Annotated in this window: 25 protein-coding genes and 1 pseudogene; 11 read left to right on the forward strand and 15 right to left on the reverse strand. The window is 55.2% G+C overall.

The annotated features are described in order from the left end of the window. Together GRPL_RS09810 and fumC are read left to right on the forward strand one after the other, a co-directional pair. The coding region (locus GRPL_RS09810; RefSeq protein ID WP_032699693.1) for a fumarate hydratase C-terminal domain-containing protein at positions 1 to 187 on the forward strand (187 nt) is incomplete at its 5' end. Between the two features lie 144 nt (positions 188 to 331). Continuing rightward, positions 332 to 1732, forward strand: a complete 1401-nt coding sequence (gene fumC, locus GRPL_RS09805; protein WP_032687436.1) for a class II fumarate hydratase — start codon at positions 332 to 334, stop codon at positions 1730 to 1732. Here the strand turns inward: fumC and tus are convergent. The 5 genes and pseudogenes from tus to GRPL_RS09785 form a co-directional block, all read right to left on the reverse strand. After that, positions 1722 to 2654 carry a DNA replication terminus site-binding protein gene (gene tus, locus GRPL_RS09800; RefSeq protein ID WP_032699696.1) on the reverse strand — a complete coding sequence of 311 codons (933 nt, stop codon included), beginning with the start codon at positions 2652 to 2654 and terminating at the stop codon, positions 1722 to 1724. The two genes, fumC and tus, sit on opposite strands and share 11 nt — an antisense overlap. 73 nt (positions 2655 to 2727) lie before the next feature. Continuing rightward, a complete protein-coding gene (gene rstB / locus GRPL_RS09795; RefSeq protein WP_032687437.1) occupies positions 2728 to 4029 on the reverse strand; it encodes a two-component system sensor histidine kinase RstB in 1302 nt (433 codons plus the stop codon). A 137-nt stretch (positions 4030 to 4166) separates the two neighbouring features. After that, positions 4167 to 4316, reverse strand: a pseudogene (locus GRPL_RS28445) (site-specific integrase); the annotation flags it as partial. A 191-nt stretch (positions 4317 to 4507) separates the two neighbouring features. Further along, complete coding sequence (locus GRPL_RS09790) at positions 4508 to 5521, reverse strand: alpha/beta hydrolase family protein (RefSeq protein ID WP_032699698.1); 1014 nt, start codon at positions 5519 to 5521, stop codon at positions 4508 to 4510. Positions 5522 to 5614: 93 nt separating this feature from the next. Continuing rightward, positions 5615 to 6505, reverse strand: a complete 891-nt coding sequence (locus tag GRPL_RS09785) for a LysR substrate-binding domain-containing protein (protein ID WP_032696056.1) — start codon at positions 6503 to 6505, stop codon at positions 5615 to 5617. 163 nt (positions 6506 to 6668) lie between these two features. On the opposite strand from GRPL_RS09785, the gene GRPL_RS09780 reads away from it, so the two are divergent. Genes GRPL_RS09780 through GRPL_RS09770 form a run of 3 tightly spaced genes read left to right on the forward strand, consistent with a single transcriptional unit; the run spans position 6669 to position 8397 of the window. Then, positions 6669 to 7193: a DUF4286 family protein gene (locus GRPL_RS09780; RefSeq protein ID WP_032699699.1), complete on the forward strand. Its 525-nt coding sequence runs from the start codon at positions 6669 to 6671 to the stop codon at positions 7191 to 7193. Positions 7194 to 7212: 19 nt separating this feature from the next. Further along, a complete protein-coding gene (locus tag GRPL_RS09775; RefSeq protein WP_032699701.1) occupies positions 7213 to 7539 on the forward strand; it encodes a hypothetical protein in 327 nt (108 codons plus the stop codon). 12 nt (positions 7540 to 7551) lie between these two features. Continuing rightward, positions 7552 to 8397: an MBL fold metallo-hydrolase gene (locus GRPL_RS09770; RefSeq protein ID WP_032699703.1), complete on the forward strand. Its 846-nt coding sequence runs from the start codon at positions 7552 to 7554 to the stop codon at positions 8395 to 8397. Positions 8398 to 8584: 187 nt separating this feature from the next. Here the strand turns inward: GRPL_RS09770 and rstA are convergent, their stop codons facing one another. After that, positions 8585 to 9301 carry a two-component system response regulator RstA gene (gene rstA, locus GRPL_RS09765; RefSeq protein WP_032687443.1) on the reverse strand — a complete coding sequence of 239 codons (717 nt, stop codon included), beginning with the start codon at positions 9299 to 9301 and terminating at the stop codon, positions 8585 to 8587. A 248-nt stretch (positions 9302 to 9549) separates the two neighbouring features. Here rstA and GRPL_RS09760 point away from each other — a divergent pair, with 248 nt between their 5' ends. Continuing rightward, positions 9550 to 9885 carry a GlpM family protein gene (locus GRPL_RS09760; RefSeq protein ID WP_004862575.1) on the forward strand — a complete coding sequence of 112 codons (336 nt, stop codon included), beginning with the start codon at positions 9550 to 9552 and terminating at the stop codon, positions 9883 to 9885. Here the strand turns inward: GRPL_RS09760 and folM are convergent. The 3 genes from folM to ydgH all read right to left on the reverse strand — a co-directional run bounded on the left by folM (position 9882) and on the right by ydgH (position 13155). Continuing rightward, entirely contained in the window at positions 9882 to 10607 is a 726-nt protein-coding gene (folM, locus tag GRPL_RS09755; RefSeq protein ID WP_032687444.1) for a dihydromonapterin reductase, read from the reverse strand. The two genes, GRPL_RS09760 and folM, sit on opposite strands and share 4 nt — an antisense overlap. Before the next feature lie 36 nt (positions 10608 to 10643). Beyond that, complete coding sequence (locus tag GRPL_RS09750; protein WP_032687445.1) at positions 10644 to 12026, reverse strand: amino acid permease; 1383 nt, start codon at positions 12024 to 12026, stop codon at positions 10644 to 10646. 178 nt (positions 12027 to 12204) lie between these two features. After that, on the reverse strand, positions 12205 to 13155 hold the full coding sequence (gene ydgH / locus GRPL_RS09745; RefSeq protein ID WP_004862568.1) for a DUF1471 family protein YdgH: 951 nt from the start codon (positions 13153 to 13155) through the stop codon (positions 12205 to 12207). Positions 13156 to 13677: 522 nt separating this feature from the next. Between ydgH and pntA the strand changes: the two genes are divergently transcribed. The 3 genes from pntA to GRPL_RS09730 all read left to right on the forward strand — a co-directional run bounded on the left by pntA (position 13678) and on the right by GRPL_RS09730 (position 16943). Next, the gene (pntA, locus tag GRPL_RS09740) at positions 13678 to 15207 is read left to right on the forward strand and encodes a Re/Si-specific NAD(P)(+) transhydrogenase subunit alpha (RefSeq protein ID WP_032687446.1); all 1530 of its coding nucleotides are present in this window, start codon (positions 13678 to 13680) and stop codon (positions 15205 to 15207) included. A gap of 10 nt (positions 15208 to 15217) precedes the next feature. Further along, positions 15218 to 16606, forward strand: coding sequence for a Re/Si-specific NAD(P)(+) transhydrogenase subunit beta (gene pntB / locus GRPL_RS09735; protein WP_004862561.1), 1389 nt, complete (start codon positions 15218 to 15220; stop codon positions 16604 to 16606). A gap of 148 nt (positions 16607 to 16754) precedes the next feature. Then, positions 16755 to 16943 (forward strand): YdiH family protein, encoded by a 189-nt coding sequence (locus GRPL_RS09730; protein ID WP_004862559.1) that lies wholly within the window; start codon positions 16755 to 16757, stop codon positions 16941 to 16943. Positions 16944 to 17078: 135 nt separating this feature from the next. On the opposite strand, the gene uspE is transcribed toward GRPL_RS09730, so the two are convergent. From uspE to ogt, 3 genes are all read right to left on the reverse strand, one after another. Further along, positions 17079 to 18029 (reverse strand): universal stress protein UspE, encoded by a 951-nt coding sequence (gene uspE / locus GRPL_RS09725; protein ID WP_004862557.1) that lies wholly within the window; start codon positions 18027 to 18029, stop codon positions 17079 to 17081. Between the two features lie 136 nt (positions 18030 to 18165). Next, on the reverse strand, positions 18166 to 18918 hold the full coding sequence (gene fnr / locus GRPL_RS09720) for a fumarate/nitrate reduction transcriptional regulator Fnr (RefSeq protein WP_004862555.1): 753 nt from the start codon (positions 18916 to 18918) through the stop codon (positions 18166 to 18168). A 195-nt stretch (positions 18919 to 19113) separates the two neighbouring features. Continuing rightward, positions 19114 to 19629, reverse strand: a complete 516-nt coding sequence (gene ogt / locus GRPL_RS09715) for a methylated-DNA--[protein]-cysteine S-methyltransferase (protein ID WP_032696064.1) — start codon at positions 19627 to 19629, stop codon at positions 19114 to 19116. 137 nt (positions 19630 to 19766) lie between these two features. On the opposite strand from ogt, the gene GRPL_RS09710 reads away from it, so the two are divergent. Continuing rightward, positions 19767 to 20033 carry a hypothetical protein gene (locus tag GRPL_RS09710; RefSeq protein ID WP_032687448.1) on the forward strand — a complete coding sequence of 89 codons (267 nt, stop codon included), beginning with the start codon at positions 19767 to 19769 and terminating at the stop codon, positions 20031 to 20033. A gap of 345 nt (positions 20034 to 20378) precedes the next feature. On the opposite strand, the gene abgT is transcribed toward GRPL_RS09710, so the two are convergent. The 3 genes from abgT to GRPL_RS09695 are packed head-to-tail and all read right to left on the reverse strand — an operon-like array spanning position 20379 to position 24719. Beyond that, complete coding sequence (gene abgT, locus GRPL_RS09705) at positions 20379 to 21905, reverse strand: p-aminobenzoyl-glutamate transporter (RefSeq protein ID WP_032687449.1); 1527 nt, start codon at positions 21903 to 21905, stop codon at positions 20379 to 20381. 58 nt (positions 21906 to 21963) lie between these two features. Continuing rightward, complete coding sequence (locus GRPL_RS09700) at positions 21964 to 23409, reverse strand: M20 family metallopeptidase (protein ID WP_032699704.1); 1446 nt, start codon at positions 23407 to 23409, stop codon at positions 21964 to 21966. After that, complete coding sequence (locus tag GRPL_RS09695; RefSeq protein ID WP_032699711.1) at positions 23409 to 24719, reverse strand: M20 family metallo-hydrolase; 1311 nt, start codon at positions 24717 to 24719, stop codon at positions 23409 to 23411. The genes GRPL_RS09700 and GRPL_RS09695 overlap by 1 nt, the downstream gene beginning before the upstream one ends. Positions 24720 to 24884: 165 nt before the next feature. Between GRPL_RS09695 and GRPL_RS09690 the strand changes: the two genes are divergently transcribed. Further along, entirely contained in the window at positions 24885 to 25796 is a 912-nt protein-coding gene (locus tag GRPL_RS09690) for a LysR family transcriptional regulator (RefSeq protein ID WP_032687454.1), read from the forward strand. Positions 25797 to 25827 lie beyond the last annotated feature (31 nt).

Raw genomic sequence — 25827 nt, forward strand, 5'->3', positions numbered from 1 at the left:
CCCGGCGGCGGTGCTGGCGCAGCAGAGTATCCGCAGCCTGGAGTGCGTGGCGTATCCGGAACTGGGGATGGAAGCTATCTGGAAAATCGAAGTGGAAGATTTCCCGGCCTTCATCCTGGTGGATGATAAAGGCAACGATTTCTTCCAGCAGATCCAGACCTCGCAGTGCACACGCTGTGTGAAATAATCGAAGCCGCCCTCCGGGGCGGTTTTTTTATGTCGTTTAGCGGCACGAACGAGCAATATAATCTTAAAAATTTGACCAATACTTAACCCTTTATAGCAGGTGAGCTTTGTCGTAATTACGTACTTTGTATTCAAGGAGAAAGTAATGACAACGCATCGCAGTGAAAGAGACTCTATGGGCGCTATCGAGGTGCCTGCCGATAAGCTATGGGGCGCGCAGACCCAGCGTTCGCTGGAACATTTCCGCATCTCGACGGAAAAAATGCCGGGCGAACTGATTTATGCGCTGGCGCTGACCAAACGGGCGGCGGCAAAGGTTAACCAGGATCTGGGGTTACTGACCGCAGAGAAGGCCGAGGCGATTATTCAAGCCGCCGATGAAGTGCTGGCCGGCAACCATCCCGATGAATTTCCGCTGGCCATCTGGCAGACCGGTTCCGGCACGCAAAGCAACATGAACATGAACGAGGTGTTGGCCAACCGCGCCAGTGAACTGCTGGGCGGCGTGCGCGGCATGGAGCGCAAGGTTCATCCTAACGATGACGTTAATAAAAGCCAGAGTTCCAACGATGTCTTCCCGACCGCGATGCATGTCGCGGCGATTATCGCCCTGCGTGAAGCGCTCATCCCCCGGCTCAGGGTGCTGAAACAGACGCTGAGCGACAAAGCTACTGCCTTCAACGACATCGTTAAAATTGGCCGTACGCATCTGCAGGATGCGACGCCGTTAACGCTGGGACAGGAGTTCTCCGGCTGGGTAGCGATGCTGGAACACAATCTCCGCCATCTGGAGCTGAGTCTGCCGCACCTGAGCGAGCTGGCGTTGGGCGGTACGGCCGTTGGCACCGGTCTGAACACCCATCCGCAATATGCCGTACGGGTAGCGGAGGAGCTGGCGGCCCTCAGCGGTCAGCCGTTCGTCACTGCGCCGAACAAGTTTGAGGCGCTGGCGACCTGCGATGCGCTGGTCCACGCCCACGGCGCACTGAAGGGGCTGGCGGCTTCGTTGATGAAGATTGCCAACGATGTGCGCTGGCTGGCTTCCGGTCCGCGTTGCGGGATTGGTGAAATTGCGATTCCGGAAAATGAACCCGGCTCATCAATTATGCCTGGCAAGGTTAACCCGACGCAGTGCGAAGCGCTGACGATGCTGTGCTGTCAGGTCATGGGGAATGATGTGGCGGTCAATATCGGCGGGGCGTCCGGTAACTTCGAACTGAACGTCTACCGTCCGATGGTGATTCATAACTTTCTGCAATCGGTGCGCCTGCTGGCGGATGGTATGGAGAGTTTTAATGAACACTGCGCGACCGGCATTGAACCGAACCGTGAACGGATCGCGCAGTTGCTCAATGAGTCACTGATGCTGGTCACGGCGCTGAATACCCATATTGGCTATGACAAAGCGGCGGAGATTGCCAAAAAGGCGCATAAAGAGGGGCTGACGCTCAAAGCCTCCGCGTTAGCGCTGGGCTATCTGACGGAGGCGGAATTTGACAGCTGGGTGCGTCCGGAAGAGATGGTGGGCAGCATGGCTACTCGTTAGCCAGCCACAGATGCAGCCGCGGGATAAGTAGCCTGAGCGACTGCGCCTGCGGCTTATAGCGATACTGCACATTATCCGCATCATAGTTCAGTAACTCGCCGATATCCGGCACGCTCACCCCCTGAGTGCCGGATATCAGCGTGATAAGCGGGCCTGGGCAGGCGTACTGCACCTGTTTCTGCTCACCGGCGTACCAGACTCGTGCGATAGGCTGGACCTTCACCGGCCGCTTGATCTTCAGCTTTGCCCGCTGCGGCAGAGCGGCGATATCCTGATATTCTCGCTCCAGCTTGCTTTGCCACTGCTCACGCGTCCAGGGCGGCACCGCGCGCGGCGATTGCAGGCTTTTTTCCAGCTGCTGCAGCACCTGATCACGAGTGAGATTTTTAATCACGTGCTTATTAGCCCAGCCAAAGCGGAGGGTGCTCGGGTCGCATAGCACCGTTAAGGTGCGGTAGGCGCTGAGGGTGATAAGCCCCGGCAGATGACGGTGGACCCATTCAAAACGCGCCGCGGCGGGCAGGCCGGAATCAACGGTGACAATCTTTTCGAAAGCGGCTTTCAGCGCGTTAATGCGGGCAATACTCTGCAGTAACGCCGCCTGTTCCTCGCCATCGGTTTGCAGGCAGATGGCGCCGGGGAGGCGGACTGCAGCTTTACTGCTGCGGCTTTCTGATTGCTGCTGAATGAACAGATGGCTGTAGTGTTTCAGCGCCATCTCCAGCGCCGGTTGACCGGTGTGCTGAACCACCTGAATAGTCTCCAGCGGGTCGTGTTCCGTCTCTTTACTGACGGCCGGCAGCTCGAACACCCGGGCGGCCAACAGGCGGCAGGCGCGCAGGCGCTGCTGGAGCATCTGTAGCTCGCGTTCCAGCTGGCGAAAGGTGTCATTCAGACGTTCAACGAGATCGTAGCTGGCCATAGCACCCACCTTAGTTACAACATACTGTTTGGTTTTTTAACTATACGCAGGCCGCAGCACCTGCGCAAGTGGGTCAGGCAGCGCTCAAATTGGGCAGCTGATGATAGATTGGCCAGCTGAAACAAAAACGAGCGCCGCCCAGAGAGCTGGCGCCGCAGCTTACCTCGCCGGACATGGCCTGGGCGATACTGTGGACAATCGCCAGCCCAAGTCCGCAACCGCCGGTGGCCCGGTCGCGGCTAGGGTCGAGACGGACAAAGGGCTCAAACACCCGTTCGCGCTCCTCCGGGTCAATGCCCGGGCCGTCATCTTCAACCTGCAAGGTTGCTCGCGAACCCTGTAGCGTGAGCCTGACCTGAATTTGCCGGTTGCTGTAGCGCAAAGCGTTATTGACGAGATTATCCAGCACGCGTTCCATCAGACGCATATCAAGCGCGCCATAATCCCCGGCCACCACTTCCTGTAACGTCACATCACGTTGGGGGTTAACCATTTGAATCTCTTCAACGTGAGCCGCTATCCAGGCGGGAAAATCAGGTGTTGTCAGATGCAGCTCATTCTGCGGTCGGTCCAGGCGGGCGTAGGTCAACAGCTCCTCGATTAAGGCTTCCAGCTGCCCAATATCGCGGTTCAGCGCCTGAGATTCCGCTTCGGTCAGGTTTTCACTCATCTCCAGACGATAGCGCAGGCGCACCAGCGGAGTCCGCAGTTCGTGGGCAATTCCGTCGATCAGCAGCTTCTTGCTGGCGATGAGCGCGTTGATATTGTCGGCCATCTGGTTAAAGGCGACGCCCAGGCGTTCGAAGCTGGACATACTGTCGAAATGAATGCGTTCGGTAAAATGCCCCTCGCCAAAGCGTTGTGCCGCGGTCTCAAGACGCAACATATCCTGCCAGTGGGGGCGCATCCAGATAAACACGGGAAAGGCCAGCGAAATGGCGATGAAAGCCATCAGGGCGACATCCAGCAAACGCATCTCGTGGAGGAAGTAGAGGTAGGGGACGGGGCCTACCGACAGAACGTAGTGGCTCCGCGGGATGCGTTGAATAAAGGTGTATTCATCATCGAGGGCGACAATATCCCCGGCGCGCAGATGCTGCATCGAGTTTTCCGAGAGCTTAAATTTACTCAGCGGCTCAATATGCAGATCGAACGACAGATTAAGATCCAGCTCCTTTAGCGTTTTGCTCCAGTCGCGCGGTGGGATTTCCCGCAGCTCGCTACGCATCAGATACAGCGAGCTTTTCATCAGATCGTCCAGCGACTGCCGGCCCGCACGTTCGGCGGTGAATTTATACACCAGCCCTACCAGCATGGTCATCACCAGGAAGCAGACAAACAGCAGAAGGTAAAACTGCACAAACAGCTTTTTCATCAAATCTCACCTAAAAATCAAAAAGTTAACTACCTGTCTTTTACCTTCATGGGCACGATGGGGCATTGGTATAACCGCCAGAGCGCTGATTCCGCCACCAACCCGATCGTTAGCAAGGGCATTTATCCCGGCAGAATATACGTGAAAAAGCATTTCTGCGTGGATAAATGCCCGATTTGATTCGCTATAAAAGCAGGGTTCGCACCGGCTGACAACACCCGGCATGCGTAAGTATGCCGCAGTTGATTGGCACGGCGGCGAATACTTGCCCTACGTACAGTGGCTTCCTGTCGCGATTGTAGAACTGATAACGGCCAGGAGCGAAGACGTGTCTCCTGAACAAAAACAGCTATCCACAATGGCTGGTCAGGTTAACTCTAACGGTAGACCACGACTTGATGAACGCACCGGGTTTTATGAAACAGGGGGCTTTTTTGTGACTCCCTGTTTGGCTTTCGGCAGGTAATAAGAAGGCAGTTCAGTTCCCACATTGCTGCTTAAGGATCCATGATGAGACAGAATTAAGTGCCCCGGGCGAATAGGCGTGTTGCCCGGACAGCAGAAACAATCCCTGTTTCCACAAAGGCCACTGAGAGGCAAGTTGATAATCAAACCATTCGCTGCGTAAAAGCCCGTGAGTTGCCCCCGGCAACTGCCTGATACAACGCGCTGTACCCACCGGTAGTGCTTTGCGCCAGACTGCGACTGTTTCATCAGGGTCTACATTCCGGTCATCTTTTCCCATGAGAATGAATACCGGAGTATCTATACCTGAAATCTCTTTCGTCGCATCAGCCCGGGAATTCCTGCGCTCGAAGTCCTGTCGCGTACATGGGGTGTTGCAGGGGCGATTAGCCGCTTCTTCTGTAAACTGCCTGTCAAAAACCGCGGCTTCATGTTTTTTCGCATCCAGAAGAGCAGACATGGAGCGACCCTCGGCTTTAAGCCGTTGCTCGGTATAGTAAATGCCCTGATTCCGCCAGTTTATCGCTGGACCTATCAGCACAATAAAGTCAGTTGTTGTTAATTGGCTTGCCTGGGGTACGACCCAACCAGCTTGTGAGAAACCAAGATAACCTCCGCGACTTTCTTTCAGTTCTGGTTGCTCTCTTAATTTTTGTAACGCCAGAACGGCCTCCCTGGCGCGATCTGACATCGTCTGCGCCAGCCAGTTTCCGGTACTTTCACCAACGCCCGGTTTATCCCATGAAAAAACAGCTATTCCCTGTGATACAAGGAAGTTAACCAGAGGAATATATCCGCCGTCTGACCAGCGATCCTGAGGCCCGTCGCCATGAATTAAAAGCACGAACGGAGGATATACCTTATCTGGCGGCAGAATTAATGTACCCTGGAGGAGATCCTGATGATGCGTAAAAGATAGGGTACGCAGCTGCCCGTATCCGGCAAGCTCGAAATCAGATAACCGACTGAACAAAAAAATAATGACCAGGATAATCATAATTGAAAATGACACAATATATTTAATCATATACAGCTCTTTTATGGATTATAAATATTAAACTGCAGCAGATTCTTGTAATGCTTATTTACCGCTTTTGGCAGAAAGCAGACAACCGCTATGTCATGTCACGCGCATCGGTTCCGCCTGCAACCAGCGCTCAAAATCTTGCAGAGCGGGTTCATTTATTCCTGTTTCCACCGGTTTTACCAAACAAAATGTCTTGCTCAGTTGTTCGGCGTCCGGCCAGGGCGCAACAAGCAATCCCTGGTTTAACTCTTTTTCTACGTATATGCGCGGCACCATGGCCACACCTTGTCCCGCCAGTACGGCAGCTATCGCCATTTCATGCAGGTCATAGCGGACTCCCTGTGCCGGGTTATCAAGGACTATCCCACTTTGCCCGGCATAATGCAGCCAGGCCTCTGGGTTCTGCCGCCGGTGAATGCGGGGCAGTGTATTCAACTGTTCAAAGATATTCCTGTCGCTTAACAGGTCAGGACGACAAACCGGCACCAGTTTCTCCTCAAACAGAACCTGCGTGCGCATACCTGCCCATGCGGGATGCTCGAAATGAATCGCCGCGTCAAATCCGCTCCCGGTGAGAATGAAAGGATCGGTTCTCGCCGCGATATTCAATGTGATGTCCGGGTATAAAGACTGGAAGCTGCTGAGCCGGGGAATTAACCAGCGACTGCAAAACGTTGGCAGGACGGCAATTTCCAGACTTCTGCTGCCCTCAGGCATGCCCATCACGTACTGAGTATCCCGCTCTAACCGCTCGAGCATTTCCCGCACGTGATGGGCATAGCGTGAACCCACCGGATTAAGCTTGACCCGGGTTCCCGCACGGTCAAACAGTCTGCACCCGAGCAGAGTCTCCAGGCGGGCAATCTGTCTACTGATGGCGCCTTCCGTCAGCGATAGCTCCGCGGCAGCACGGGCAAAATTACCGTGCCTGGCAGCGGCCTCAAACGCCTGAAGTGAAGCACTGCTGGGAATTTTTCTGCGCATTAAAATTGCCTTATTCGACGGGGATGCGAGTCGATAGTGACATAATGTCACTAATGCTTGAATTAATATCGATTCATTGGCGAATTAACAGCATATAGCATGACTAAAAGTCACTAAGCAAGGCCATGCAGGCCCTGCGTTTTATTCATGCAGAGGTGAACCGATGTTCTATACCGTGGAGTGCAACTATGCCGACCCTGAAAGCGAGCAGGAGTGGAATGCGTTTTACAGCCTGGAAAAGCTGCCTGCGCTTATCTCGGTCACCGGGTTTAGCTCTTCCCAGCGTTTTAAAGCCCTGAAGCCGGGCGGCCCCCGGTATCTCGCCATTCATACGGTGGAGTACGCAGAGGTGCTTACCAGTGAGGAGTACAAGCTGAAAGGGGGCGGTAATTTTTCACGCTGGCAAAATCACATCACCGACTGGCACCGTAACTTGTATGAGTGTAAAGGCACCGCTCCCGCGGTAGCCAGTGATGAAATTCTGCTGCTCAGCACCCAGCCATTGAGTTTTATTGAGGGGCTGGGATACCCGGCGCTGCAGATGCAGGCGTCAGGGCCAGAAAAAATGCCCGCCCGGCGCATTGCCTATGTGGTGACGCGGGAAATTGCCGCGCAGTTAGCTGACATGCCCGGCGCCTGCCTCTATGCGCCGCTGACACCGCAGTTGACGAATCCAGCTCAAGCCTGATGGGAGGCGAGTTTATAACATGCCGAATCTGACGTTTTATATTTCTCAACAACATGCTGGCAGGTTGACTGACCTCCACGGTTTAACGCGTGCCTGCAGTGCGCTCTGCACCGGCATTCTCGCGGCGGAGTCGGAAAATGTTCATATCATCTATGTTGAGGTGAAACCCGGATGCGGACATCCGGTATATGCCGAACTTTTTTATCGTCTGACAAGCGAGCGTACGCCAGAAGTCATGGCGGAGTTTATGCGCGAGTTAGAACGAACCATTCGAGAAGCCTCGGGCCTTACGGCGCGTATTCGCTGTTTTGGCTCTGCTGCATCACACCTGTTTGCGCGTAATTAACCAGAGGTAACGATGAACCATCGGTCTTTTTCAACCCGTCGGATTGGGGATTTTCTGGTGACCGCGCTTAGCGATGGCACGATGTCCGCCAGCCTGGATTTGCTGTCAGGCATTGAAACAGCTGAAGCAACGGTTATTCAACGCAACGCCCGGGTTGCTGAACCCGGCAATATCCATATCAACGGCTATCTTATTCAGGGGCGGGGGCGGACTATCCTCGTCGATGCCGGTGCCGGAGGGCTGAATAACGTCGGTGGGCAGCTCCAGGATAATCTTGGCGCGGCAGGTATCAGCCCCAATGACGTCGATACCGTGTTACTGACGCACGGCCATCCTGACCATATTGGTGGTCTTTTAGATGCAGATGGGCTACCTGTTTTTCAACGGGCCGAACTTCATCTGCACCCGCTTGAAGCACAATACTGGCACGATGATGAACGATTTAACGTCGCGAATGAGCGTGGGCAGCGAAATTTTAATCTGGCTCGCCGGACGTTAAACGCGTACGCCCGGCAGCTGCGCTTGCTTGACGAAGGGGAGATAACTGAGGGCATTCTCCCGGTATGGTTGCCAGGACATACGCCAGGTCATACTGGATTTCGCATCACTTCCGGGGATCAATGCTTATTGATCTGGGGTGACATCGTCCATTTCCCGCATATCCAGGCAGCACGGCCGGACGTTTCCATTATTTTTGACTGTGACCCCCTTCAGGCTGAAGAGACACGTAAAAAAATCCTGGCCCAGGCGGCAAGTGAAAAACTGCTGGTTGCAGGAATGCATTTAGACAGTTTGGGTTTTGCCAACGTGCTCAGGGCGGACCCGGGATACCGTCTTGCCTGGCGGGAAAATGATTGATCACAGGGAGAGATTGACAAATGAAAAGTCGGGCGCCAGGGGGAGGCCGATTTTTCCCCTTGATGCGCCGCAGCGGGGAGCTGACGGAATCGTCAGCCGTGCGCGGCAGGCGACGGAGGGACAGAGCGCTGCCGACAAAAAACCACCCGCAGGTGGTTTTTTTCGCGCTCGACGGCCGGACGGTAAGTTAATTGTCCCAGGCGTGAGGGGCGAACAGATATCCTTTATTGCGCACCGTCTTGATGCGATAAGGCTCGGTCGCGCTGTCGAGCAGTTTTTTCCGCAGGCGCGAAATCGCCACATCCACACTGCGATCCATACCATCGTAACTGACGCCGCGCAGATTTTTTAGCAGCGCATCACGATCCATAATCTGTCCGGCGTGGGTGGCCAGTTCCCACAACAGCTCAAAATCAGCCGTTGAGAGCGCCACGCTCTCGCCACCGAGCAATACCTGACGGTTAACCGGGTCGATGAGCAGTGAACCGAATGTAATCGATTTATGCGGCGTGAGCGACGCCGGAGCATTGGTCACGGGAGAGGCGATGTGCTGGCGCAAATGCAGACGCAGACGTGCCAGCAATACCGCCGGCGGCGTGGTCTTCAGAATGTAATCGCTGGCGCCCATTTCCAGGGACAAAATATGGTTCATATCGCTGTCGAGCGAGGTGAGCAACACAATCGGACCTTGCCACTGGCCACGCAGATCGCGGCACAGGGTCATGCCGTCTTTGCCAGGCAGCATAATATCCAACAACACCAGGTCGGGTTTTTCCCGCGCGATAACCTCTTCTGCCCGGTCGCCTCGTGGTTCAACCACCACTTCCATATCGTGCTTTCCGAGATAAGCGGCAATCAGGGCGCCCACTTCCGGATCATCCTCAACAAAAACGATCTTATTCATATCTTACTTGTACTGGAAAAAGAATTAACATACACCGCCACCAGACTACCTGCCATTACTCTTTTATAAAAAAGAGGTCATCCTTCAAGCGGCCCCGGCGTTTGCTTCGCGTGCTGAACGGCCAGCCGGTTATCCAGGCTTAGAGCATTCGCCCTTACGCCGCTCAGGGGGGATTCGAATGATATTGTGAATATATGTACTTCCGTTATGCTACATCAACGGGTTGTTTATATGTTAAGGCTAAAGGAATGGGGTTGTTGATTAAAGGGCTGATCGGCGCGCTGGTGGTGATACTGATTGGCGTACTGTCGAAAAGCAAAAATTATTATATTGCTGGTTTAATTCCGCTATTTCCGACCTTTGCTTTGATTGCGCATTATATTGTGGCCAGCGAGCGCGGGCTTGAGGCGCTGCGGACCACGATCGTCTTTGGGATGTGGTCAATCATTCCCTATTTCGTCTATCTGCTGTCGCTCTGGTATTTCACCGGAATGATGCGCCTGCCGTTGGCGTTGGCGGGCGCAGTCGGGTGCTGGGGGCTGTGTGCCTGGCTGTTGATCCTCGGCTGGAGCCGCTTCCACTAACGCAGGTGTCTGCCGCCATCCACGGCAAAAGAGCGGCCCGTAACAAACCGGCTGGTGAACAGATAATCGAGCAGGTCGACTATCTCTTTTTCGCCCGCCACGCTTTTCATAAGCGATTTATCCAGCGCCTGCTGGCGATATTCGGCGTCATCGCCCTCATTAAACATGATCAGCGAAGGGGCAACGGCGTTGACCTTAATCTCCGGCGCCAGTTTGCGGGCAAATGAGCGGGTCATATTATCCAGCGCCGCTTTACTGGCCGCGTAGGCAATATGTTTATCGCTGCCGCGTTCAACGACATAGTCAGTGATATGAATAATGTCGCTGGCGGCGTGCCCGTGCCCGCGCAGGAGCGTTTCCAGCGCATGGTTGAGCAAATAGGGGACATGAACGTGGATCTGCATCATGCTGGCCAGCACGGTGGTGAGCGGAACGCCCGGCTTTTCAGCCATCCAGTCGCTGGCGTTATGGACGATCGCGCGCAGGCCGTCGGCGGCGTGGTGTTTTACCGCTTCGGCAAAGGCCAGTATCTGTTCATCGGTACTAAAATCGGCGGCAAGACAGACGGCCCCGGCGTCGCGCAGTGCGTCAATGGCCGGGTAGTGCGTGCGATAGCTGACGATAACCGGCTGCTGCTGATCCAGAAAATGGTGCGCCAGCGCGAGGCCGATGCGGCGGCCTCCACCGGTGATGAGAATCGGGCGAGGCTGTCGGACAGTCATGGGTATCTCCTTTGAGTTCAGCAGCAGGGCGACCGCTTACCCCACCAGCATCCACGTTGCCGGTACAGCGGCAACCAGCAAAAAACCAATTAAGGCTAATTCACGGCGTTTGAGCATGCGATCGTGCTGGTGCGTACGGCGAGCGTACAGGAAAACCAGAAGACCCGGAGCGTAAAGTACCACTGACAACAATAAATGCACAGGGCCGGATGCATATAATAACCATAAGCCATAAATACATGCGCCGACACCTACCGCCTTATGCAGCGGGCGTACAGCAATCTTCAGCAGGAAGGCGCCCACGAGGAAATAGGGCACCAGAATCATCTCGGACGCGATGGTCAATAACGTATTGTAATCAGACTTTGTCAGCCAGATCAGCACCAGCGACACCTGAACACTGATATTGGTTAGCCACAGCGAGGCCGACGGAGCGTTGTTTTTATTCTGCCGGGCGAAGCGGCGCGGAAATGCTTTATGCGTCGCGGCCAGCCAGGGGACTTCTGCCGCCATAATGGTCCAGCTCAGGTAGGCACCGCACACGGAAATAATCAGCCCGGCCGCGATCACCACTTCGCCCCATGAGCCCATCATTTTCACCATCAGGCCAGCCATCGACGGATTACGCATTTCGGCCAGTTCCGGACGGGCGACCACGCCTAAAGAGAGCAGGGTCACCAGCAGATAAACCACCAGCGCGGAAAGGACTGCCAGCAGCGTGGCGCGGCCGACATCCTGTTTATTGCGCGCCCGTGCGGAAACCACGACCGCACCTTCCACGCCGATAAACACCCACAGGGTGATCAGCATGGTGTTCTTCACCTGCTCCCAGACCGGTACCCCGAGCGCCAGCCCGCTAAAATCAAGGCGGAATGTCTCCAGGCGAAAGGCGATGACGGCGAGGATAACAAATGCGCCGAGGGGGATTAACTTGGCCAGGGTCGCGATCAGGTTAATGCCTGCCGCGGTCTGGACGCCGCGCAGGACCAGAAAGTGCACCACCCACAGCAGGAGCGACGCGCCCACGATCGCCTGCCAGGTATTCCCGTTGCCGAAAATAATGGTATCCGGAGTGTCGGTAAAGAAGCTGAGCGCGGCAAAGACAATCACCAGATACGAGACGTTGGCGATCACCGCGCACAGCCAGTAGCCCCAGGCGGAGCAAAAACCGACGAGTTCACCGAAACCTTCGCGGGCATAGGTGAAGATACCGCCGTCAAGATCGGCGCGAATGCGGGTCAACAGCAGCATGGCGAAGGCGAGGAATAAAATCCCCACGCCGGTGATCGCCCAGCCAATCAGCAGGGCCGACGGGCTGGCGACGGCCGCCATATTTTGCGGCAAGCTGAACACGCCTGCGCCCAGCATTGAGCTCAGTACCAGTGCGGTCAAGGCGCTGAGGCCCAGTTTCTTTTCCATTGTATTCCCGAGGTGACGGCAGTGAATCAAGAATATTTATTTGGCGAAATCGCATAAAAATGGAGGATTACGCTAAGGCGCGGGATTTTACGGAGTGTCTTGTGCGCATGCAATGGTGGCGGATGAAAAAAAACAAAAAGGCGGCATATTGCCGCCTTTTTACTCAGTGCCGATGCGATTATTTATACAGATCTGCGCTGATGGTGATGTTACCGCCACGTTCCTGCCACTGGCGGGTAATGTGGTAGTACTTCGCCCCTTTCTTCGCCGCGCGTTTGGCGGTCTGGTAAGAAATTTCGGTCATGTTGCCGTAATTACCGGTGAACTTGATGCTGTCAAACGGCGCCATCTGGGCCGCGGTGATCTTGTTCACTTCTTCAACTTTGGTGCCATCCGGCAGCGTGACGGTGTAACGTCCGCCTTTTGATGACTGCGTTTCGAAGAAACGACCTACGCCGGTACCGGAACCGACGGCTGCCGTGGTGGCAACGCCTGGAATTTCGACGTTTTTCGCAGCGGTACCGCCTTCAGCCAGCGCTGCGCGCCCGGCTTCAGAATCGGCCGGGATCGCATCCGGGCTCTGCAGAACGCGTTTCCGGGCATCGGCTTTATAGATATAAGCCGTGATACGCTGGTTGCCGCCCTGGTTAGCATCAACCTGACGGACGATGAAGAAGGAGGCGGCACCTTTGGCTTTCGCCGCTTTGGTGATCGCATCATTCACTTCCGGCTGACTGCGATAAAAGCCCTGGACGGTCACGGTATCAAAAGGCTCCAGCTCGACGGCCTGATCCTTTGGCAACTCCATGACGCCATTGATGACGCGATTTTTCGGGGCATCCGCCTGCGGAGCATTGTCTTTATACAAATCCGCCGTGACGCGCCAGTTGCCGCTGTTGCCATAATCAGAAGTGTCGACAACATAAAATGAGGCCGCGCCATCTTTGTCCGCTTTACGGGACATGGCTTTTACCGCATCGCCGATGGCATTAAAACGGCCCGTGATCACGACGCGATCGTAGGGTTTTAGCGCCGCCGCCTGCTCCGGAGTCAGCTCGGTCGCTGCATGGGCTGACAACGCTGTCGTAGCCAGGAGAGCAGACGCCAGGAGTGAGTTCTTAAGCTTCATAAAAATAATCCTTTGCCTTGCGCAAACCATGTACTGGTATTGTTGTTGACTGATAACGCTCGATTATTGCATTTAAAAGGCGTAACTGTCTGCGTCATTTTTTGCTTACCGCCCGAAACGTGCGTCACAATAATATAACAATTTCTGATATGTTGAAAAAACAGCCGCTTGACCAGCAAAATTGATAATCAATACCACTTTTATAAGTTAACGTAATGTTAATGTTATGTTCTTGCAGGCGATTAATGGCGTATAACTGCATCAGCTAAGCGATTTATCAGGCCTGACTATAAATTTAAGGTAAATATTGCTGCCTGACACGGTTCGCGATGCGTTTTACCAATAAAATCAAAATTTCTGTTTTATCGCAGTAGATCACAATCGCTATTTTCAGTAGGTTATAAAAAGTTTGTTACTGTTTCATTTTTTCAGTCAATGGAAAAGAAACGGCATGTTTTGCCGCTTAACCGTCGTCTGTAAGAAAAGAAAAACCATCATCAAAAACCGATGGAAGGGAAAACTATGCGTATCGGGGTACCAAAAGAACGGTTTGCCAATGAAACCCGCGTCGCTGCCACGCCGAAAACGGTGGAGCAGCTGCTAAAACTCGGGTTTACCGTTGCCGTTGAAAGCGGCGCGGGTCATCTGGCAAGTTTCGATGACGAAGCCTTTGTCCAGGCGGGTGCAGAAGTCGTAGACACCGCTGAAGTCTGGCAGTCATCCATTATTCTGAAGGTGAACGCACCAGAAGAACATGAAATTGCATTACTCAATCCGGGCACCACGCTGGTGAGCTTTATCTGGCCTGCGCAAAATCCTGAGCTGATGCAGAAATTAGCGGCTCGCAACATCAACGTCATGGCGATGGATTCGGTGCCGCGTATTTCTCGCGCCCAGTCGCTGGATGCGCTCAGCTCGATGGCCAACATTGCCGGCTACCGGGCGATTGTTGAAGCGGCCCACGAATTTGGTCGTTTCTTCACCGGTCAGATCACCGCTGCCGGGAAAGTTCCGCCGGCGAAGGTCATGGTCATTGGTGCCGGCGTCGCTGGACTGGCGGCCATCGGCGCGGCGAACAGCCTCGGCGCGATTGTCCGTGCCTTCGATACGCGTCCGGAAGTGAAAGAACAGGTGCAGAGTATGGGCGCCGAGTTCCTGGAACTGGACTTTAAAGAAGAGGCGGGCAGCGGCGACGGCTATGCCAAAGTGATGTCCGAAGCCTTTATCAAAGCCGAAATGGCGCTGTTTGCCGCGCAGGCCAAAGAGGTGGACATCATCGTCACCACGGCCCTGATCCCGGGCAAACCGGCGCCGAAGCTGATTACCCGTGAAATGGTGGACTCCATGACGGCGGGCAGCGTGGTGGTCGACCTGGCCTCGCAGAACGGCGGCAACTGTGAGTACACCGTTCCTGGCGAAGTGGTGACGACCGCCAACGGCGTGAAGATCATCGGCTATACCGACCTCCCGGGCCGTCTGCCGACGCAGTCCTCGCAGCTGTACGGGACCAACCTGGTCAACCTGCTGAAGCTGCTGTGCAAAGAGAAAGACGGCAATATCACCATCGATTTTGACGACGTCGTGGTTCGCGGCGTGACGGTGGTTCGTGAAGGTGAAGTGACCTGGCCGGCGCCGCCGATTCAGGTTTCTGCCCAGCCGCAGGCTGCGGCGAAGCCCGTTGATGCGCCGAAAGAAGCTGAAAAACCGACCTCCCCGTGGCGTAAATACGCGCTGATGGCGCTGGCGATTATTCTCTTTGGCTGGCTTGCCAACGTGGCGCCGAAGGAGTTCCTCGGTCACTTTACCGTCTTCGCGCTCTCCTGCGTGGTGGGTTATTACGTAGTATGGAACGTTTCTCATGCGCTCCATACGCCGCTGATGTCGGTGACCAACGCAATTTCAGGGATTATCGTTGTCGGAGCGTTATTGCAGATCGGCCACGGTGGCTGGGTCAGCTTCCTGAGTTTTATCGCGGTGCTGATCGCCAGCATTAATATTTTTGGTGGTTTCACCGTTACTCAGCGCATGCTGAAAATGTTCCGCAAGAACTAAGGGGTAGCACATGTCTGGAGGATTAGTTACAGCTGCATACATTGTTGCCGCTATTCTGTTTATTTTTAGCCTTGCGGGGCTGTCAAAGCACGAAACCTCGAAGCAGGGTAACCTGTTCGGCATGGCCGGGATGGCTATCGCGCTGCTGGCAACCATTCTCGGGCCGGATACCGGCAACGTGGCGTGGATCATCCTGGCGATGGTTATCGGCGGCGCAATTGGTATTCGCCTGGCGAAGAAAGTCGAAATGACCGAAATGCCGGAACTGGTTGCCGTGCTGCACAGCTTTGTGGGCCTGGCCGCGGTGCTGGTCGGCTTTAACAGCTACCTGTATCACGAAGCGGGAATGGAACAGATCCTGGTGAATATTCACCTGACGGAAGTGTTCCTCGGCATCTTTATCGGTGCGGTGACCTTCACCGGCTCGATTGTGGCCTTTGGCAAACTGCGCGGCAAAATTTCGTCTAAACCGCTGATGCTGCCGCATCGCCATAAGCTGAACCTGGCGGCGCTGGTGGTTTCCTTCCTGCTGCTGGTGGCCTTTGTTCGCACCGACAGCACGGGAACTCAGGTTCTGGCGCTGCTGGTGATGACGGTCATTGCCCTGGCCTTTGGCTGGCATCTGGTGGCTTCGATCGGCGGGGCAGATATGCCAGTCGTGGTCTCAATGCTGAACTCCTACTCGGGCTGGGCGGCAGCGGCGGCGGGCTTTATGCTCAGTAACGACCTGCTGATTGTCACCGGGGCGCTGGTGGGCTCGTCGGGTGCGATTCTGTCTTACATCATGTGTAAGGCGATGAACCGTTCATTCTTCAGCGTGATTGCCGGCGGTTTTGGTACCGATGGTTCCTCTACCGGCAGCGATGAAGAAGTGGGTGAACACCGCGAAATCAGCGCCGAAGATACCGCGGAAATGCTGAAAAACTCGCACTCCGTGATCATCACCCCGGGCTACGGTATGGCGGTCGCACAGGCGCAGTATCCGGTGGCGGAAATCACCGAAAGATTGCGTGCCCGCGGCATCAAGGTGCGCTTTGGTATTCATCCGGTTGCCGGGCGTTTGCCTGGGCACATGAACGTACTGCTGGCGGAAGCGAAAGTGCCGTACGACGTGGTGCTGGAAATGGATGAGATCAACGACGATTTCACTGATACCGATACCGTGCTGGTTATCGGTGCCAACGACACCGTTAACCCGGCGGCGCAGGACGATCCGAAGAGTCCGATCGCCGGGATGCCGGTGCTGGAAGTGTGGAAAGCGCAAAATGTGGTGGTCTTTAAGCGTTCGATGAATACAGGTTATGCCGGTGTTCAGAACCCGCTGTTCTTCAAAGAGAACACCCATATGCTGTTTGGTGATGCGAAAGCCAGCGTCGACGCAATTCTGAAAGCGTTGTAATGGTTTGCGATCCTAAATAATGTTTGCTTCTGAAGCCGTCTCTGCTGAGACGGCTTTTTTATATATACAGCAAGGTCATGAATTGCTCATAAAGTCGTCAGCCTGGAGTGCTATACTAAGCCTGTTTTTTCATCACTCTGAGGATATTATGGATACCGAATTAACCCCGGCGCAAATGGCAATCGAGTTTCTGCGTCGTGACCCAACAGCGTTAACCCCCGCGCAGTATCTGAAAAAATTCAAACTTCTTGAGCTGGAGTTTGCGGATTTGATGTCGCTCTCATCCAGCGAGCTGAAAGAAGAAATCGATCATGCCTGGCGCTTAGGTATCCATTAAAAGCATTGTTGCTGTATATGTGTTGTCGATAACGGGGCCGAAAGGCCCTTTGTTTTTTCTGTTGCCGGGGAGGCAACACAAAAAATCCCCCGCCGAAGCAGGGGAGCGTGTTTTACGCAGCATCAACCCGGTGGATTAATCGTCATCCTCGTCATCCATTTCAACCGGCGTTTTGTACTGCTCAGGCTTGAGGACCAGCAGGTCGCAGCGCAAATGGTCGATGACCTGCTCGGCGGTATTGCCGAGAAAGGCCGCCGACAGCCCGGTGCGCCCGACGGTGCCCAGCACCACAATCCCCGCCTGCAGGTGTTCAGAGAGGTCAGGAATGACCTCTTCCGGTAGGCCTTTTTCAACGTGGGTGCGGTTCTCATCAATGCCGAATTTTTGCCGCAGCGCCTTCATGGCCAGCAAATGCTGACCGCGAATGGCGTCGTTGTAGATACTGGGGTCAAAATCGGGGAGTTCGATGGCGATATTAATCGGTGTGACCGGGTAGGCGCCCACCAGATGGACTTCGGTATGGTTGACCTGGTCCGCCAGCTCGAGGGTTTCTTTAACCAGTTTTTCGTTTAACGCGTCGTGGTAATTTTCTTCGCTGGCCAGATTGACGGCCACCAGCGCTTTGCCGCCTTCCGGCCACGGCTGATCTTTTACCATCCAGACCGGACATGGACATTTACGCAGCAGATGCCAGTCGGTCGGGGTGAAAATCACGGCCTCCAGCTTGTCATGCTGGTGCGCCATTTTCAGCAGCAAATCGTGTTTGTCGCTGAGGATTTCCTGAATAATGGCTTCGAAGGGGCGATTGTGCCACACCACCTTAATCTCAATGGGAACGCCGGACTCAATATAAAACCGGGCCTGTTCTTTGATCCAGGCGCTACGTTGGCTGATAACGCCCTGGCGCATTGCCGTCCGCTCATCGGGCGACAGCAGGGTTGTCATCTCATAGGAAAAATCGTAGATCGGCAAAAAGGCTTTGATGCGTCCACCAATCCGTTGGTGTAGATACACCGCACGCCGCAATGCAGGCTGGTCGTCCTGATTGGGGTCGATTACTACCAGCATGTTCTGATACTTGGCCATACAGGGTCTCCTTACAACTGTAACCACAGTCTGTAATTAAAAGATAACCTATATGGATGAAATGAAACAGGGGATGACCCTGGCCAGATCAACAAATCAGAAAAAAATGAGCGATCTGGCGGAGGGACAAAGAGGATCAGGCGACGTTGCGGGCCTGACCAGCGAGCTGAGCGAGCAGGTCGCTATTTTCGATGGTGATGTATTTGCCTTTTACCGCCAGCATGCCGCTTTTCTGAAAACGCCCCAGCAGACGGCTGATGGTTTCGACGGTCAGACCGAGATAGTTGCCGATATCACCGCGGGTCATCGTCAGGCGGAATTCGCGAGGCGAGAAACCGCGCTGCGCGAAACGACGAGACAAATTATAAATAAAGGCCGCCAGACGCTCTTCCGCATTCTTTTTAGAAAGCAGCAGGATCATGTCCTGGTCGCCTTTGATCTCGCCACTCATCAGACGCATCATCTGCTGGCGCAGATTTGGCATTTTACCGGAAAGATCGTCCAGCGTTTCGAAAGGGATTTCGCAGACCATTGAGGTTTCCAGCGCTTGCGCAAAGCTCGGATGTAGCGCGGTACCAATGGCATCAAAACCAACCAAATCACCCGCCAGGTGGAAGCCGGTAATCTGCTCGTCACCTTGTTCGGTAATGGTATAGCTTTTAATGGTGCCAGAACGAATCGCATACAGCGATTTCAGCTCATCACCCGCTTTGAATAAGGTTTGCCCTTTCTGGATTGGCTTTTTACGCTCGATGATATTATCCAGCTGATCAAGCTCGTGCTCGTTCAGAGTAAAAGGGATGCAAAGCTGACTAATGCTGCAATCCTGACAATGGATTGCGCAACCGCCAGACTGAATGCGTCGTATAATTCTCTTTTCCGGGATCATAAGTCTGCTCAAGCCTTAATTGATATTGGTCAATTTTAACATCTTTTTGGTGAGCAGGTAAGTCTCGAACCCGTGAAACACGTAATATTAAAAGGGGAAAGCTTTTATCACTTTTATCTCATTGATAACCAATACAAAGTTGGTCGGAAGCTTATTGTAAAGTTACCTGATGCTTCCGATAAAAGGCACGTAGCGTCAAAGAAGCAGATACCCCTCATGGCGCAATAACCACTCTTTCCGCTGCACGCCGCCGGCATAGCCGGTCATGGTGCCATTTCGCCCAATCACGCGGTGGCAGGGCACGACAATGCTGACCGGGTTTGAACCGTTGGCCGCGCCGACCGCACGCGCCGCGCCCGGACGCCCTAGTGTTTCCGCCAGCTGGCCGTAATGCATCACCTGACCGCAGGGAATGGTGCGCAGGGCTTGCCAGACTTCACGCTGAAAGGGGGTGCCTGCCGTTGCCGTCGGCAGCGTCTCGATGATGCTGAGATCGCCGGCGAAGTAGGCGTCAAGTTGGCGACTCAGCCCGCCGGGATCGCGGGCATCGATGCGTTGATAACCTTCATGCCGATAGTGCAGATCAAGCAGTTGCGTCATACGGTCGCTATGCTCCTCCCACTCAACGGCGCGCAGGCGAAACTGCTCGTCGCAAAGAATCCATAATGGCCCCAGCGGGGTGTCGATTTTGTCCTGAAGCAGTACCAGCATCGTTTCTCCTTGTTACCTGATTAGCAAGATAACTATTGCGCTCTATTGACAAGATATCACGCACGCCGTTCTGGCAACTATACTCCTGAAAGATAATCCACCGCTGTGCGGATAAAGGCCGGGAACAGGGGAAAGAAATGACGCGCGATTTCAATCTGCGTACGGCTGCTGATACGGATAAAATCGCCGACATATCGTCTGCGGAGATGTTTATTTTTGTATTAATTGCGCCGCGCGGGGGCGACGGGTTTTTGTTACTTTTATTCGGCGGCGAATTCCCCTGTGCGGAGGAGCGTTCAGTTCGTTTTTCTCTGCAGTTTGTCATACGCACGCGGATTAGTAAGAACTGGCTAATTCATCGGGAGGCACCCGGCGCCGCGAATAAATATACAGGCATTCCTTGAGTCAATTATTTTGCCAGCACCCCGGTGTTGGCTTTTTTTTACAACCACTAGAGGTATCGATATGCAATATATGCTGACAGGACTTTTAATCTTGATTATCAGTGGGTTATTGTTAAACGCTGTCTCTCTTGTGCTTGAGTCTGTATATAAGATGCTGAAAGAGATGCATTTAAAAAAACGGCATCTTTAAGAATGTCGCAAGACAACCCTGGATGCCGAAAAAATGCGTCTCAGACAAGGCTGATATAATCAAAGCAGGTCTGGAGACGAAGATCCTCTTCGCGTGGTGACAAGTGTCGTCACGCGCGCAGCGGAGGGTGACCAGATTCTGGCCACCCGGTTTTGTCAGGACAGGCGTGGGTAAATTCCTGGGCCGATGGGTAACCCCAGCCAGTACCATATCACCAGCATCAGAAGCCACACGCCGAGGAATATCAGGGGATAGGGCAGGACGAGAGAATAATAGGTGCCGAGTTTCGCATCTGAACGATAGCGTTGCAGGAAGCCCAGAAACAGCGGGACAAACGGCGATACCGGCGCCAGCGGCAGGACCGACGAATCCGCGATGCGGAACAGTATCTGTGCAAAGGCCGGATGAAACCCGAGTAGCATAAACATCGGCACAAAGATCGGCGCCAGAATGGACCAGATTGCCGAGCCGCTGGCGATGAACATACAGAGAAATGCCGACAGTAACGCCAGGCCAACAAAAGCCGGCACCCCGTTCATTCCCGCCTGCTCCAGTAAATCAGTCAGCCCCACGGCCATAAATTTTCCCATATTGCTCCAGTTAAAAATGGCAACAAACTGGGCCAACGGGAACACCATAACGATAAACCCGGCCATCTCTTTCATCGGTTCGATCATTAACGGCGGCAAATCTGCCTGACGGCGAATTTTTCCGGTGGCAATACCGTAGGCCAGCGAGACGAAGCAGAAGAAAAAAATAATCAGCGGCACAATGCCTTTAATAAAGGGAGAGGGCATCACCGTATGGGTGACCGGATCGCGCAGAATCCCGTTCTGCGGCACGACCATGATGGCGACCAGAGCGATAAAAACCAATGACGCGATACCGGCTACCCGCAGCCCGAAGCGTTGCTCTGGCGTCAGCGCCGCAAGTCTGTCCTCACTGCGGCCTTCCCATGTTCCCAGCCGCGGTTCAATCAACTTATCGGTGATAAGCCCGCCTACCAGGGTCAGAACGATGACCGAACAAGCCATGAAATACCAGTTGTCGATAACGCTGACATGCAGCGAGCCATCCAGCGTCTTTGCCGCCTCGGTACTGATGCCCGAGAGCAGCACATCGGTTGTGACAATCAGCAAATTAGCGGTGAACCCGCAGCCGACGCCGGCAATCGCCGCCAGTAATCCCGCCACCGGGTGGCGGCCGACGGCGAGAAACATCAGGGCGCCTAACGGCGGCATGATCACCAGAGCGGCGTCGGATGAGATATGGCTAAAAAAGGCGATAAACAGCACCATATAGCTGGCGTAGCGCGCGCTGACGTGCGAGGCCATTTTGACCATCAGCGCCGGCAGCAGACCCACCCGTTCGGCCAGTCCCGCGCCGAGCACCAGCGCCAGAATCGCCCCCAGCGGGGCAAATCCGCTGAAGTTCTTGATGACGTTCGGCAGAAACCAGTGTAGTCCTTCGATGCTGAGCAGGTTTTTGACTACCACGGTGGAGCCGTCTGTCGGGTTGATCACCCCCACGCCAAAGGCCGACAGTGCGGCGGTGGCTACCGCCAGCACCACGATCAGATAAATAAACAGCAAAAAAGGGTGTGGAACCTTGTTGCCGATCTTTTCAACCCAGCTGTACAGCTTCCCGTTGGGGGAAGGCGACGGTATGGATGACATACTCATGGGCATTCCTCAGTCGTTGTTGTGTTAGTTGTGGTGTTTATTGCGTGAGCTATTGTTTTTATTTTAAAGGTGACGGTGTCACGTCTTGCGGGATCGGGCAATGATATGGCCTTTCCGCCAGCTGTTGCGCCAGTTCTTGTTGACTGGCTTGCAGCAGCGCGCCGTCGGTGAGCAGGCGGATCGCCGTGGCGCCGAGCACTTTTCCGGCCAGCAGCATCCCCTTGTGGGCGATGGCCGTGCGGCCCTGGCTCACCAGCTGCCAGGTATGCAGCGGTGTTCCGACGGCAAAACAGGGGCTGAAACATTGGGCGACCGGGGTTTTCCAGCTGACGTCGCCCACATCGGTTGACCCTGCCAGGATATTATCCGTCGCGGCCCAGGGAGCGACTTCATCGATCAGCACCGTGTCCCGGTGGCGGCGGGCGAAGTTTTTTCCCTCTTCGCCGCCGGTGCCGGCGATATTTTTCAGGCTGTTGTTGAGATCGTTCTCGCTTAACGTTGCACGAATTTGGTCGGCAAACGCGCGATCTTCCTTGCTCCATGACGGCGTGCCGTAGTGGCAAACGGCCTGATACATCGCCGCCTCCAGCGTGCGATTTGGTAAATAGCTGGAGCAGGCCTTCTCGAAACGACAGATGACCGAGGTTTCCGTCATCAGCGCCGCGCCCTGGGCTATTTTCTCGATGCGGGCATAGATTTGCTGCGCATCCGCCATCTCCGGCGCGCGGATTAAATAGAGCACTTCCGCCTGCGCCTGGACCACGTTGGGGGAAATACCGCCGCTGTCGGTAATGGCATAGTGGACCCGCGCTTTCTCAATAATGTGCTCATTGAGGAAGTTGCTGCCGGTAGTCATCAGCGTAACGGCATCCAGAGCGCTGCGGCCCAGATGCGGCGAGTTGGCGGCGTGGGCGGCGGTGCCGCTGAACCGCCAGGCGGCCTGAATGTTGGCCAGCGTGCTGGTGCTGAACATACCGGCGTAGGCTTCCGGGTGCCAGGTCAGCGCGGCGTCCACATCGTCAAACAATCCTTCGCGCACCATAAACGTTTTGCCGGAACCGCCTTCTTCACCCGGACAGCCGTAGAAACGAATCGTCCCACCACCGCCGTGCTGCGCCAGCCAGCTCCGGCAGGCAATGGCGGCGGCCAGCGCCGCGGTGCCCAGCAGATTGTGACCACAGCCGTGGCCGTTCGCCCCTGGGGTTGCGGCAGCAGGATGCGCGCAGTGCGCCTGCTGACTGAGCCCGGCCAGCGCATCATATTCACCCAGCAGGGCAATCACCGGCTTTCCGCTGCCGTAGCTGGCGACAAAGGCGTTCGGGATCCCGCCGGCTTCACGGCAGACCTGAAAATCTTCTGCTTCAAGGGCCAGCGCCAGCCGTTCGGCTGACCAGTACTCCTCAAACCGTGTTTCCGGATGATCCCAGATTGCATCGGCGATGGCGGTCAACTCCCCGGCGCGGGCGGCAATCGCCTCATCAACGTAGCGGTAGAGAGTCTCCATTACACACCTCGTTGCCAGGGGAAATTGAGCGCGGTGCGGGCCAGGGTTTCAACGGCGATGGCCATCACGTTCTCATCAAAGTCGAATTGTTCGTTGTGGTGGCCGGCGCTGAGTTGCGTGCCAAAAACCATATATGAGGCCAGACCATTATGCTGTTGAACCCGGGCCATCATCAGGGTGGCATCTTCTGAGCCGGCAGGCGCGGCAATACGGTCGATAGCCTGTTCCACGCCGGGCACCCGGGCCGCCTGCTCGCGCAGATAGTTTACCCACGCCGGGGAGGGGGCGCTGGAGGTCGCCGCGCCCATCAAACGCACGTCGACGCTGGCCCCGTACATCGCGGCAGACCCCTGAATAACCTCTTGTGCGCGTTCAAACACATAGCGATTAATGTCTTCCGTGTCACCACGGGTTTCCACCTTCAATAGCGCGCCGGAAGGGACAACGTTCCGCCCGGTGCCCGCCTGCATGACGCCGACGTTGACCCGCGACGCGCCGGCGCTATGCGGCGCGATGGCGTGCAGACCAATTGCCGCCTGCGCCGCGGCGAGCAGAGCATTGCGTCCGTCTTCCGGTTTACCTCCGGCGTGGGCGGCGACGCCGGTGAATACCGCGTCGAATTTGGTGGTAGCCATAAAATTATCGCTGCCGCATACCACCGTACCGGCCGGTACGCCGGTACCGATATGAATAGCGGTAAAGTAATCGACATCATCCACCACGCCAGCGGCGACCATGGCCCGCGCGCCGCGGGTACCTTCCTCCGCAGGCTGGAAAATCAGCTTGATCACGCCGTGCAGCCGATCGGCATACTGTTTCAGAACGTGGGCCAGACCAAGGCCGATAGCCGTATGACCATCATGTCCGCAGGCGTGCATCATCCCAGGGTTACAGGAGGCAAAGTTCTCGCGGAACGGGCGGTGGTGGCCGTCGCTATGTTCATTCAGATCGAGGGCATCCATATCGACCCGAAAGGCCAGCGTGGGGCCGGGACGCCCGGTATCCAGCGTCGCGACGATACCGGTGAAGCCGCCTTCAAACGCGCTCAGCCACGGTTCTGGCGCCCCTTGCTCGCGGGCGCGCTGAAAAGCTTTGGCCAGGGTGGCCTCATCCGGTAATCCCATCCGGCTATCGGCATCGATCGCGTCGCGGCCCAGCGTCAGGTCGTAGCCCAGCTGGTGCAATCGTTCTGCAACTTTACTGGCGGTGCGGAACTCGACCCAGCCGGACTCGGCATAATGGTGTAAATCGCGACGCCATTGCGTCATCTCTGGCAGCAGTTGACGGATGTATTCATTGAGTAACGGCATAACCTGTCCTGTCATATTTAAAAATGTGATGAGGTTCACGGTGTGATAGCTTTTACTTATCGCTGACGGGTTTTTCAGCAGCGCATTCTTACGTTGCCACAACGCTTTGCATTACAGTAGATGCCATTTTCTTCTGTTTGATAAACAATGGTTATCACTACGGCGATGTCTTTTCAGATCAAATTTCACCAAATTCGCGCCTTCGTCGAAGTGGCGCGTCAGGGCAGCATTCGTGGTGCCAGCCGGACGCTGGCGTTATCGCAACCGGCCTTGACCAAGGCGATTAAAGAGCTGGAAGAGGGACTGTCCGCCCAGCTGTTCGTGCGCCGTAGCCAGGGGGTATCGTTAACCGAAAATGGCGAAAGTTTTTATCAGCACGCCAGTTTGATTCTTGAGGAGCTGCGGGCGGCGCAGGAGGATCTGTTACAGCGCCAGGGGGCGTTGACCGGGCAGATCAATATTGGCCTTGGAGCCAGCGTGGCGCGCTCGCTGATGCCCTCGGTGATTGGGCGTTTTCATCAGCAGCACCCGCTGGTGAAGGTGCGTATCATGGAAGGTCAGCTGCTGTCGATGATCAACGAGCTGCGGCAGGGTGAGCTCGACTTCACCATCAATACCTATTATCCCGGCCCTTACGATCATGAGTTCAGCTTTGAGAAGCTGTTCGAAAAGCCGTTTGCGGTCTTCGCCCGCGTCGGGCATCCCGCAACCCAGGCGACCTCGATTGAACAACTGCTGCCTTACAGCTGGACCATGCCGACGCCGCGCGGCAGCTACTTTAAGCAGCTCCAGGATCTGTTTAGCCACCGTGCGCAGATCCCGCATGTCGGCATCGTGTGCGAAACCTTCTCTTCCTGCATCAGTCTGGTGGTACAGAGTGATTTTCTGAGTATCTTACCGGTTGAGCTGGGCAGCGACCCGATGATTGCCGACAAGCTGGTGATGATCAAGGTGAGCGAAACGTTACCGAAAGCGACCTATTACCTGATCCAGCGTCGCGACTCGCGCCAGACGCCGCTAACGGCCTCGCTAATCACCCAGTTTCGCCGACAAAGTCGCCAGCAGTTTCCCGCCTGAGCCGGGAGGGTAAATTGTCGCCGGTTGTCGA

It is taken from the genome of Klebsiella planticola ATCC 33531, from assembly GCF_000735435.1.
GTDB lineage: Bacteria > Pseudomonadota > Gammaproteobacteria > Enterobacterales > Enterobacteriaceae > Klebsiella > Klebsiella planticola.

Excerpts from the sequence above, each read along its gene's own strand:
- rstB (WP_032687437.1), bottom strand. The coding sequence starts at position 4,029 with ATGAAAAAGCTGTTTGTGCAGTTTTACCTTCTGCTGTTTGTCTGCTTC.
- GRPL_RS09760 (WP_004862575.1), top strand. The coding sequence starts at position 9,550 with ATGGGGTTGTTGATTAAAGGGCTGATCGGCGCGCTGGTGGTGATACTG.
- GRPL_RS09695 (WP_032699711.1), bottom strand. The coding sequence starts at position 24,719 with ATGCCGTTACTCAATGAATACATCCGTCAACTGCTGCCAGAGATGACG.
- uspE (WP_004862557.1), bottom strand. The coding sequence starts at position 18,029 with ATGGCCAAGTATCAGAACATGCTGGTAGTAATCGACCCCAATCAGGAC.
- GRPL_RS09775 (WP_032699701.1), top strand. The coding sequence starts at position 7,213 with ATGCCGAATCTGACGTTTTATATTTCTCAACAACATGCTGGCAGGTTG.
- GRPL_RS09700 (WP_032699704.1), bottom strand. The coding sequence starts at position 23,409 with ATGGAGACTCTCTACCGCTACGTTGATGAGGCGATTGCCGCCCGCGCC.
- fnr (WP_004862555.1), bottom strand. The coding sequence starts at position 18,918 with ATGATCCCGGAAAAGAGAATTATACGACGCATTCAGTCTGGCGGTTGC.
- rstA (WP_032687443.1), bottom strand. The coding sequence starts at position 9,301 with ATGAATAAGATCGTTTTTGTTGAGGATGATCCGGAAGTGGGCGCCCTG.
- ogt (WP_032696064.1), bottom strand. The coding sequence starts at position 19,629 with ATGCTGGTACTGCTTCAGGACAAAATCGACACCCCGCTGGGGCCATTA.
- GRPL_RS09785 (WP_032696056.1), bottom strand. The coding sequence starts at position 6,505 with ATGCGCAGAAAAATTCCCAGCAGTGCTTCACTTCAGGCGTTTGAGGCC.
- abgT (WP_032687449.1), bottom strand. The coding sequence starts at position 21,905 with ATGAGTATGTCATCCATACCGTCGCCTTCCCCCAACGGGAAGCTGTAC.
- ydgH (WP_004862568.1), bottom strand. The coding sequence starts at position 13,155 with ATGAAGCTTAAGAACTCACTCCTGGCGTCTGCTCTCCTGGCTACGACA.
- GRPL_RS09790 (WP_032699698.1), bottom strand. The coding sequence starts at position 5,521 with ATGATTAAATATATTGTGTCATTTTCAATTATGATTATCCTGGTCATT.
- fumC (WP_032687436.1), top strand. The coding sequence starts at position 332 with ATGACAACGCATCGCAGTGAAAGAGACTCTATGGGCGCTATCGAGGTG.
- tus (WP_032699696.1), bottom strand. The coding sequence starts at position 2,654 with ATGGCCAGCTACGATCTCGTTGAACGTCTGAATGACACCTTTCGCCAG.
- folM (WP_032687444.1), bottom strand. The coding sequence starts at position 10,607 with ATGACTGTCCGACAGCCTCGCCCGATTCTCATCACCGGTGGAGGCCGC.
- pntA (WP_032687446.1), top strand. The coding sequence starts at position 13,678 with ATGCGTATCGGGGTACCAAAAGAACGGTTTGCCAATGAAACCCGCGTC.
- GRPL_RS09690 (WP_032687454.1), top strand. The coding sequence starts at position 24,885 with ATGTCTTTTCAGATCAAATTTCACCAAATTCGCGCCTTCGTCGAAGTG.
- GRPL_RS09780 (WP_032699699.1), top strand. The coding sequence starts at position 6,669 with ATGTTCTATACCGTGGAGTGCAACTATGCCGACCCTGAAAGCGAGCAG.
- GRPL_RS09770 (WP_032699703.1), top strand. The coding sequence starts at position 7,552 with ATGAACCATCGGTCTTTTTCAACCCGTCGGATTGGGGATTTTCTGGTG.
- GRPL_RS09730 (WP_004862559.1), top strand. The coding sequence starts at position 16,755 with ATGGATACCGAATTAACCCCGGCGCAAATGGCAATCGAGTTTCTGCGT.
- pntB (WP_004862561.1), top strand. The coding sequence starts at position 15,218 with ATGTCTGGAGGATTAGTTACAGCTGCATACATTGTTGCCGCTATTCTG.
- GRPL_RS09710 (WP_032687448.1), top strand. The coding sequence starts at position 19,767 with ATGACGCGCGATTTCAATCTGCGTACGGCTGCTGATACGGATAAAATC.
- GRPL_RS09750 (WP_032687445.1), bottom strand. The coding sequence starts at position 12,026 with ATGGAAAAGAAACTGGGCCTCAGCGCCTTGACCGCACTGGTACTGAGC.